We start from the raw sequence: 9,427 nt of genomic DNA, 5'->3' as shown, positions 1-9,427 counted from the left end.
CTCCTCCTAGGTGACCCGATGATCCGTCGGCAGCCCGATCTGCTCGAGCAGGTCCTTGCGGGAGTTGAGACCCCACCACTCGCCGTCGGCGTCGATGGCCGGCACCACGTCGAGCAGGATGTCGTCGGCGCCGTCCGGCAGCACCACGTCGCGCTTGCGGATGAGGATCCGGAACCCCTGGAACTCGGTGCGCAGCGCGGACAGGAAGGCGGTGTCGGGATCGCCGTCCACGCGTACCTGGAGGTAGACGTTCTGGGTGCGCAGCCGTTGCCGGAACGCGTCCCGGAACTTCTGCCACTCCCGCTCCCCGGCGCCGAGGCAGCGCAGGATCTCGGTACGCACGTCCCGCACCAGCTCGTCCGGTGGCCGTCGCGGCTCGGCACGGGCGGCCGAGGAGGGCCCGCCGGGCTTCTTGACCTCCCACGTGTCGTCCTCGACCGCGCGGCGCAGCAGCAGGCCCAGCGTGACCTCCTCGTCGGTGCCGACCCGCAGCACGCGCGGCTCGTCGGCCGCCGATTCGACACGGACGAGGTGGGCGGCGTCGCCGGGCACCCACCAGGCGAGCGGCCGGTTCATGGCCAGGCTGCACGCGACGTGGTCGAAGATGAAGATGATCGACTCGGGGTCGAGGGCGCCGCGCGCCGCCAGCAGGGCGGCCGCCAGGTCGTCCAGGGTGAGGCAGAACAGCCGCCGGGCGACCCATTCCGGGATGTCGGCGGCGGCCACCGTGGGCGGCGGGCCGAGCCGGTTCGCGAGCAGGCTGACCGCGCCCTCGTGGGACAACAGCTGGGCCAGGACCCGGTCCGGCAGGCGGCCCAGCATGGCCTGGCCGTTGCGGACCGCCCGCAGGGTGTCCGCGTGGAACTCCGCGTTGCGCTGGGCCAGGGGCTCGGCCACGATGGCCAGGGCGTCCGCGATCGGCGTGATCCACCCGCCCAGCTCGGTGTCCCGGCCCTGGGTCGCCTTGGCCATCCCGAAGACCTCGTACGTGCCGAGGTTGAGCACCGGCCCGCCGCTCATGCCCGGCGCGAGCTGGCCCTGCTGCACCCGGATGAACTGGCCCGCCCGCGCGTTCGCGACCGTGAGCCGCGACCCGTCCGGTTCCGGGCGCCCGGTGCGGACCCGGTTCATCCCGTACGCCCAGACCTCCTCCCCGGGCGACGGCAGATCGGTGCCGATCGGCACGCAGATCTCCTGCTCCGGCCCGGGCACCTCGACCTTGAGCAGCGCCGCGTCCGGGAAGCCGAACCGCTCGTCGGCGTCGGCGGCCGCCGGCAGGACGTGCTTCTCGATCGGGGTCAGCTCGGAGCCTCGCCACAGCACCCGGGGGCGCGTCGCTTTCGCGACCACGTGGGCGCAGCTGAGCACCCATCCGGGTGCGACGAAGAAACCGGATCCGTACGGCACCCGCCCGCCGGCCTTCTCGGACGTGATGACGACCGTGGCGGCGCGCACTAGCTCGACGATCCCGTGATGGCCCAGCATCACGCCGAAGCGTACGGCCGGGAACCGCCCGGACCGGCCGCTGAGTCGGATGGTTGCCTCTCGCCCGGCCGGCCCGGCCCACCGGCCGGGAGCGCGGATCGAGTCGCCTGACCCTCTTGTCAGCTACGGAATCAGTGGGAAGATGGCACGCGAACAGTGGAGATCCTGCGTCTGGAGACCGTGTGACCGCCAAGACCGTGCTGCACAACTTCATCGGCGGCGAGTCGGCCGCGCCGGCCGAGGGCCGATACGAAGACCTCATCGATCCCGCGACCGGCGAGGTGTTCGCGTCCGCTCCCGTCTCCGGCCAGCCCGACGTCGACCGGGCCATGGAGGCCGCCGCCCAGGCCTTCGAGACCTGGCGCGACACCACTCCCAGCGAGCGCCAGCGGGCCCTGCTCAAGTTCGCCGACGCCGTCGAGCGCCGAGCGGACGACCTGGTCCAGGCCGAGTCGCGGAACACGGGCAAGCCGCTGGGCCTGACCGCCAGCGAGGAGCTGCCGCCGGCGGTCGACCAGCTGCGCTTCTTCGCCGGCGCCGCCCGCCTGCTCGAGGGCCGTTCCGCCGGGCAGTACCTCAACGGCTACGAGAGCTACGTGCGCCGCGAGCCGATCGGCGTGGTCGCCCAGGTCACGCCGTGGAACTACCCGCTCATGATGGCCGTCTGGAAGATCGCGCCCGCGCTGGCCGCCGGCAACACCGTCGTGCTCAAGCCGTCGGACACGACCCCGCTCACCAGCGTGATGCTGGCCGAGATCGCCGCCGAGTTCCTGCCCGCGGGCGCGTTCAACGTGGTCGTCGGCGACCGGGACACCGGCCGGCAGCTGGTCACCCACAAGACCCCGCAGATGGTCTCGATCACCGGTTCGGTCCGGGCCGGCATGGAGGTCGCCTCGGCCGCCTCCGCCGACCTCAAGCGCACCCACCTCGAGCTGGGCGGCAAGGCCCCGGTCGTGGTCTTCGACGACGCCGACGTGGAGGCGGCGGCGGCCGCGATCGCCGAGGCCGGCTACTTCAACGCCGGCCAGGACTGCACCGCGGCCACCCGCGTACTGGCCGGCCCCCGGGTCTACAGCGACTTCGTGGCCGCCCTGGCCGAGGCCGCGAAGGGTACCAGGACGGGCGCCGCCGACGACGAGGACGTCCTCTACGGCCCGCTCAACAACGCCCGCCAGTTCGACCGGGTCTCCGGCTTCGTCGACCGCCTGCCCGACCACGCGGTTCTGAGCGCCGGCGGCTCCCGCGTCGGCGACCGCGGCTACTTCTACTCCCCCACCGTCGTCTCCGGCCTGCGCCAGACCGACGAGATCATCCAGGACGAGGTGTTCGGCCCGGTCATCACGGTCCAGCAGTTCTCCGACGAGGACGAGGCCGTCCGCTGGGCCAACGGTGTCGAGTACGGCCTGGCCTCCTCGGTCTGGACCACCGATCACGGCCGCGCCATGCGGATGACCCAGCGCCTCGACTTCGGCTGCGTCTGGGTGAACTGCCACATCCCGCTGGTCGCCGAGATGCCGCACGGCGGTTTCAAGCACAGCGGCCACGGCAAGGACCTCTCGGTCTACGGCCTCGAGGACTACACCCGCCTCAAGCACGTCATGCACAGCCTCGGGTGAACACCTGAGACGGCCCGGGCCGTTTTCGGTCCGGGCCGTCCTTATAGGCAGAAGGGGTACGCCTTCTCGGGCAGTACCGGGGAGCTCGGGGGCGGCCTGAGCGTCCGGTCACGGCCGTTGCGCCCCTTTCGCGTGGGGCGCGGGGCCGCGCTGAAAGAGGACCCACCCGCTAACGTGAACAAGTGATCATGCCGCTGCCGCCGGACGACCTGGTGGACCGCACCGATGAGCGGGCCCGCCTGGGCAAGCTGCTCCTCGAGACCCCGGCCGGCGGCACCGCTCTGCTCATCGAGGGCGTGGCCGGCATCGGCAAGACCGCGCTGGCCCGCGACACCGCCGCCCGGGCCCGCGAGCGGGGCTTCCAGGTGCTGCTCGCGCGCGGCGTGCAGAGCACCGCCGGCGCCGGTTTCGGCGGCCTGCACGAGCTGCTGTACCCCATCCTGGACCGGGTCGCCCTGCTGCCGCCGCGGCAGCGGTCCGCCCTGCTGGTCGCCTTCGGCCAGGAGGAGGGCCCGGCGGCCGACCGGATGCTGATCAGCCTGGCCACCCTGAGCCTGCTCGAGGAGAGCGCGTCCACCCGGCCCCTGCTGATCCTGGTCGAGGACCTGCACTGGCTCGACCGGTCCAGCGCCGAGGTGGTCGCCTTCCTGGCCCGCCGGCTCGGGGCGGTCCCGGTCACCCTGCTCGCGATGACCCGTACCGACGGCTCCTACCCCGACTGGAGCGGCTCCTTCCCGCACGTGCTGCCGCTGGACGCGCTCTCCGAGGAGTACTCCGGCGAACTGCTCGACCGGGTCGCTCCCGGACTGGGCGCGCCGTCGCGGGAGCGGATCCTCAGCGCGTCCTCGGGCAACCCGCTCGCCCTTCAGGAGCTGCCGGCGGCCCTGCGCGACCGGGACCTGCCCGGCTCGTCCCGGCTGCCGCTGACCGAGCGGCTGGAGCAGGCGTTCCTGTCCGAGGTGGGCCAGCTGCCCCCGGCCGGTCAGCGGGTGCTGCGCCTGGCCGCGGCCGGCGAGGACGCGACGGCCGCCGAGCTGGTGGCCGCGATGGGTGTGCTCGGCCTGGACCGGCTCGACCTCGACCGGGTGGAACGCACCGGCCTGCTGCGGATCGTGAACGGCCGCCTGGTGTTCCGCCACCCGCTGCTGGCCTCGGCCGTGCAGGGCGCGGCGTCGTCGGTGGCCCGCGCCGAGGCCCACCGGGCGCTGGCCGAGGTGTCGGCCGACCCGGTGCGGGTGGCCTGGCACCGGTCCGCCGCCACCTACGGCTGGGACGAGGACGTGGCGGCCGGCCTGGACGCCGTGGCACTGGCCGCGCAGCGGCGCGGCGCCCACCACGAGGCGATGGTCGCCTACCGCCGGGCCGCCGAGCTGTCACCGGCGGCCGACCGGCGCGTGCACCGCCTGGCCGAGGCCGCGGAGGCCGCCCGCCGGGCCGGCCTGACCGCCGAGGCGGCCGAGGTTCTGCAGGAGGCGCTGCCGGCGGCCGAGACACCGGCCGACGTGCGCGCCCTCGCCCGTACCGAATGGCTTCTCAGCATGACCGCGAGCCTGCCCGGCCGCGGCGCCCGCGACCTGGTCCGGCTGGCCGGCCCCGGCTCCGACCGCCCGGTCGAGGTGCTGCTGTGGGCGGCCACCAAGGCGTTCATCCTGCAGGAGCCGCCGGACGTGCGGGAAGAGGTCCGCGCCGCCCTGGAGCGGGCCCCGGCCGAGACCCGCGACGAGCCGCTGCGCGAGATCGGTTTCGTCCTGCTCGACCCGCGCCACGGCATGGACGCGCTCCGCTCCGACCTCGGCGTGATCCTGCCCCGCCTCCTCGAGGAGCAGGCGGAGATCGTCAACGTGCTCGCCTTCGCCGCCGAGGGCCTGGGAGACTTCGAGACGGCCGAGCGCTGCTGGACGGCCGCCGTCGACTTCCACCACGCGTCCGGCCGGATCAGCGACGAGGCGGTCACCGTCTGCGGGCGCGGGATGATGCGCGTCGCCACCGGCCGGATCGCCGACGGCCTGGCCGACAGCGAGCAGGCGCTGCGGCTGTCCCTCGACTTCGACCTGCAGATCGTCGGCGCCATCGCCGCCGCCGCCGTGGCCGTCGCCCGGGCCGTCCGCGGCGAGGACGGCGAGGCGGCGGCGGCCCTGGAGCAGGCCCGGCAACTGCTCGGCTCCGCCCCGTTCGCCCGCGTCCAGGCGGTGATGGCATGGGCCGCCGGCCTGCTCGCCCTCAACGAGGGCCGCCCCCAGGACGCGCTGACCGCCCTGGCCGGCACCACCGTGAACCCGCCGGTCGAACTGTGGGCCGGCCCCGACCTGGTGGAGGCGGCCGTCCGCGCCCAGCGCCCCGGCGCCGCCGGCCATTGGCTCGAACTGGCCGAGGCCGCCATCGCCGCCTCGCCCTTCCCCGACCGCCTGGCCCAGGCCCGCGACCGTTCCCTGGCCCTGCTCGGCACCGAGCCCCGCGCGCACTTCGAGGCCGCGCTCGCGCACGGCGCCCGGGCCGGTTCCCCGCTCGATCTGGGCCGCACCAGACTCGCGTACGGCGAATGGCTGCGCCGCGACCGCCTCATCGCCGAAGCCCGCACCCAGCTCACCGAGGCCGTCGACCTGCTCCGCGCCGCCGGCGCCACCCCCTGGGCGACCCGGGCCGAGGCCGAACTGGGCGCCACCGGCGGCGGCTCCGGCGGCCGCCAGGCCCGCCGCGACGCCGGCCAGCTGCTCACCTCGCAGGAGCTGCAGGTGGCCCGGCTGGCCGCGCAGGGCCTGACCAACCGCGAGATCGCCGACCGCGTCTACGTCTCCCACCGCACGGTCGCCGACCACCTGAGCCGAGCCTTCCTGAAGCTCGGCATCTCCCGCCGCTCCCAACTGAGCTCCGCCCTCGAGCAGTCTTGAGCCCTCTCATCGGTCGCCGGGCCGACCTCGACACCCTGACCGCCGTCCTCGGCACCCCCGGCCGCGCGGTGGTCCTCGAAGGCCCCGCCGGCATCGGCAAGACCACCCTGGCCGAGGCCTTCATCCGTACCGCACCCGGCCGTGTCCTGCGCGGCATCGGGGGCGCCCCCGACCCGTACGCCGGGCTTCGCGCTCTGCTGTTGCCTCTGGCCCCCGCCGCGGCCTCCCTGCCCACCCCGCAACGCGACGCCCTCCGCGCCGTCCTCGATCCGTCCGCCGGCGCCCCACCCGAGCCGCTCCTGGTCCACCTGGCCACCCTGAGCCTGCTCGCCCACCACCCGTCGCTGGTGGTCGTCGACGACGCGCACACCTGGGACCGCCTCAGCCGGGCCACGCTCGCTTTCGTCGTACGCCGCCTCCCCGGCACCCCCGTCGCCGTCCTGGCCACCGTCCGCTCCGGCCCGCTGTTCCCCGGCGAGGACGCCGTCCACCTGAGCCTCGGCCCGCTACCCCGCTCCGACAGCGAACAGCTAGCCGACCTGATCGCACCCCGGCTGAGCGCCCCCTTCCGCCGCCGGGTCCTGGCCGAGGCCGGGGGAAACCCGCTGGCCCTGCGCGAGTACGCGGCCACCGCCGCCGCCCTGCACCGCACGGGAGCCGAGGCCCCGCCCCGCCTGCCGGTGAGCCGCCGCCTGGAACGGGCCTTCCTCCCCGAAGCCCTGCCCACCCCGAGCCGCACCCTCCTGCTGCTGGCCGCCGCGGCCGGCGAGAACACGTCGCTCCCCGAGATCCTGGCCGCCGGCGCCCGAACCGGCGCCACCCCCCAGGACCTCGCCCCTTTGGAGAACGCCCGGCTCATCACCCTGACCCCCCAGGCCGTGACGTTCACCAACCCACTGATCCGGTCGGTGGCCTACGGCGCCGCCACCCCCACCCAGCGCGCCGACGCCCACCGCGCCCTGTCCGCGGTAGCCACCGACCCGGTCCGCGCGGCATGGCACCGAGCCGCCGCAACCACCACCCCTGACGAGGCGGTAGCCACCACATTGGAGGCCGCCGCCTCGATAGCCACCCACCGTGGAGCCACCCACGAGGCGGTGGCCGCCTTACGCCGCGCCGCGGCCCTGTCCCCCACCGAGCCCGCCCGCGCACACCGCCTGACGGTCGCCGCGGAGCTGGCTCGCCGCTCAGCCCTCCCCGCGGAGTCCCAGTCCCTGTTGACCGAGGCCGCTTCCTTACCGTCCACCCCCGACGACGCGGTCGCCCAGGCCGCCACCCAGACCTTGCTGTCCTTCCAGACCGGCGCCCCATACCACCCCCTCCCCACCCTGACGTCCTCCTCCAGCGCCACCCCAACGGCCGCCTCCACCTCGCCCTCCGGCGCCGCACCCGCTGCCGTCTCTCGCGCCGCGGCCCCCTCCGCGACCCCTCCCACCGCCGCACCCTCCCCCACCGCCGCACCCCCCGCAGCCACCCCCACCGCCGCAGCCTCCGCGCCCTCCCCCACCTCCGCAGCCTCCGCGGCCACCCCCACCGCCGCGCCCTCCGTCGGTGCGCCCAGCGCCGCCTTCACCACCGCACCCCCCGCGGCCACCCCCACCGCCGCACCCTCCGTCGGTGCGCCCAGCGCCGCGCCCTCCGTCGGTGCGTCCAGCACCGCCTTCACCGCCGCCGGCGAACTCCGCTTGCTGGCCCTCGCCGCCTTCCGCGCCTGGACCACCGGCCAGACCTTGAGCCCCTCCGCCCCCGGCCCGGTGTCCTGGCAACGCGACATCGCCGACGCCCTCGGTAACCCTCCCGCACATGCCCGAAATATCCGGCACCGCCGGAGCACCGGCCAAGACACGGCGTTCGCCTGGGCGTTCGACGGCGCCGGCCGCGAACAAGAGACAGGCCGCGGTCAGTGGCTGCTCCTCCTGGCGTACGCCGCCGAGGCCCAACACGACCCCGACCTGGCCGCCCGCTGCTGGCAGCAGCTGTCCGCCCTCCATCACGCCGCCGCCACCGCCGACGAGGCAACCGCCCTGACCGGCCGCGCCCTGACCCGTATCCTCACCGGCGACCTCCGCGCCGCCACCGCCGACAGCGAACAAGCGTCAGCCCTGGCCGAGGCAAATCACCTCCCCGCCCTGGCCGCCCTGGCCTCCGCCGTCTCAGCCCTGGCCCACACCCACCGTGGCGACCACCCCAAAGCCGCCACCCACCTCACCGCGGCCACAGGTTTCACCACCGCGGCCGCCCTCCACATCAGCACCGCCTCGACCGATCTCGCCACCGCGGCCGCGTCACACACCGACACCACCTCGACCGGTCATGCCACCGCGGCCGCGTCACACACCGACACCACCTCGACCGGTCACGTCACCGCCGGCGGGTACCCCACGGTGATCACCGCGCGGGTTCGCTGGGCGGCCGGGATTCTGGCGCTGGCCGAAGGGCGCTATACCGACGCCTGGCGCGAACTGTCCGAAGTGAGCGCCCACCCCACGACCGGCCTGTGGGCGATCGCGGATCTGGCCGAGGCCGCTCAGCACCTCGACAACGCGCCCGAGCTCAAGTCGCAGCCCAAGCCGAAGGCAGTCGCAAGCGCGGAAGCGGTGACGGAACCGAAAGCGGTAACCGAGCCGGAAGCAGTGACCGAGCCGAAAGCGGTAACCGGGCCGAAAGCAGTGACTGAGCTGGAAGCAGAGTCGAGGCCGGAAGCGGGCACGACGGCCCAAGCGGGCACGACGGCCCAAGCGGGCACGACGACCCAAGCGGGCACGACGACCCAAGCGGGCACGACGACCCAAGCGGGCACGACGGCCCAAGCGGGCACGACGGCCCAAGCGGGCACTATGGCCGAAGCGAACGTGGAGGCTCGGGTGGCGGCCGCGGAGGATCAGGCCGCCGCCTTTGGGTCGGCTCACCTCTGGGCGCTTGTACATCGGGCGCGCGCAATCATCACCGCGGGGCCGGAGGCTGAGCGCAGTTTCGAGCAATCCTTGCGGTACGCGCGTGAGGCCGGCAACGTCTGGGAGCGGGCGCGGACCGAACTCGCCTACGGGGAGTGGCTTCGGCGGCGGCGCCGCATCGTTCGGGCGCGGGACTTCCTCAACGCCGCGCTGGGGGCCTTCCGGGACGCCGGGGCGTCCCGGCTGGCCGACCGGGCGGCGCTGGAGCTGCGGGCGGCCGGTGTGGCCGTCTCGCCGGGCGGTGCCGCGAGCGCGCCGGCCGCCGGCCTGACCTCGCACGAGGAGCAGATCGTGCGGCTGGCCGCTACGGGCCTGACCAACCGTGAGATCGGCGAGCGCCTGCACCTGTCGCACCGGACGGTCGGCACGCACCTGCACCGGGCGTTTCCCAAACTGGGTGTGAAGAGCCGAGCCCAACTACCCGCGGCCCTGCAACGCCTCGACCAGGCCAAGCCGCCGGAGAAGCTCTGACCGCGGCCCCGCG

4 protein-coding genes are annotated in these 9,427 nt (G+C 74.7%); 3 read left to right on the top strand and 1 reads right to left on the bottom strand.

Features of this window, described 5'->3' with window-relative positions; all coding sequences use genetic code 11:
• Positions 1–6: 6 nt before the first annotated feature.
• A complete protein-coding gene (locus ACGFJ7_RS24335) occupies positions 7–1,485 on the bottom strand; it encodes a serine protease (protein ID WP_360249861.1) in 1,479 nt (492 codons plus the stop codon).
• A 182-nt stretch (positions 1,486–1,667) separates the two neighbouring features.
• Between ACGFJ7_RS24335 and ACGFJ7_RS24330 the strand changes: the two genes are divergently transcribed.
• The 3 genes from ACGFJ7_RS24330 (at position 1,668) to ACGFJ7_RS24320 (ending at position 9,414) form a co-directional block, all read left to right on the top strand.
• Positions 1,668–3,101, top strand: a complete 1,434-nt coding sequence (locus ACGFJ7_RS24330) for a gamma-aminobutyraldehyde dehydrogenase (RefSeq protein WP_360249864.1) — start codon at positions 1,668–1,670, stop codon at positions 3,099–3,101.
• A gap of 188 nt (positions 3,102–3,289) precedes the next feature.
• The gene (locus ACGFJ7_RS24325; RefSeq protein ID WP_360250024.1) at positions 3,290–5,989 is read left to right on the top strand and encodes a LuxR family transcriptional regulator; all 2,700 of its coding nucleotides are present in this window, start codon (positions 3,290–3,292) and stop codon (positions 5,987–5,989) included.
• Complete coding sequence (locus ACGFJ7_RS24320) at positions 5,986–9,414, top strand: AAA family ATPase (RefSeq protein WP_392643924.1); 3,429 nt, start codon at positions 5,986–5,988, stop codon at positions 9,412–9,414. The genes ACGFJ7_RS24325 and ACGFJ7_RS24320 overlap by 4 nt, the downstream gene beginning before the upstream one ends.
• Positions 9,415–9,427: the final 13 nt, after the last annotated feature.

This window comes from Actinoplanes sp. NPDC048988 (assembly GCF_043197815.1).
Lineage (GTDB): Bacteria > Actinomycetota > Actinomycetes > Mycobacteriales > Micromonosporaceae > Actinoplanes.
Note: the sequence above shows the minus strand (reverse complement) of the source record. Positions and strands in the feature narration are given on the sequence as shown.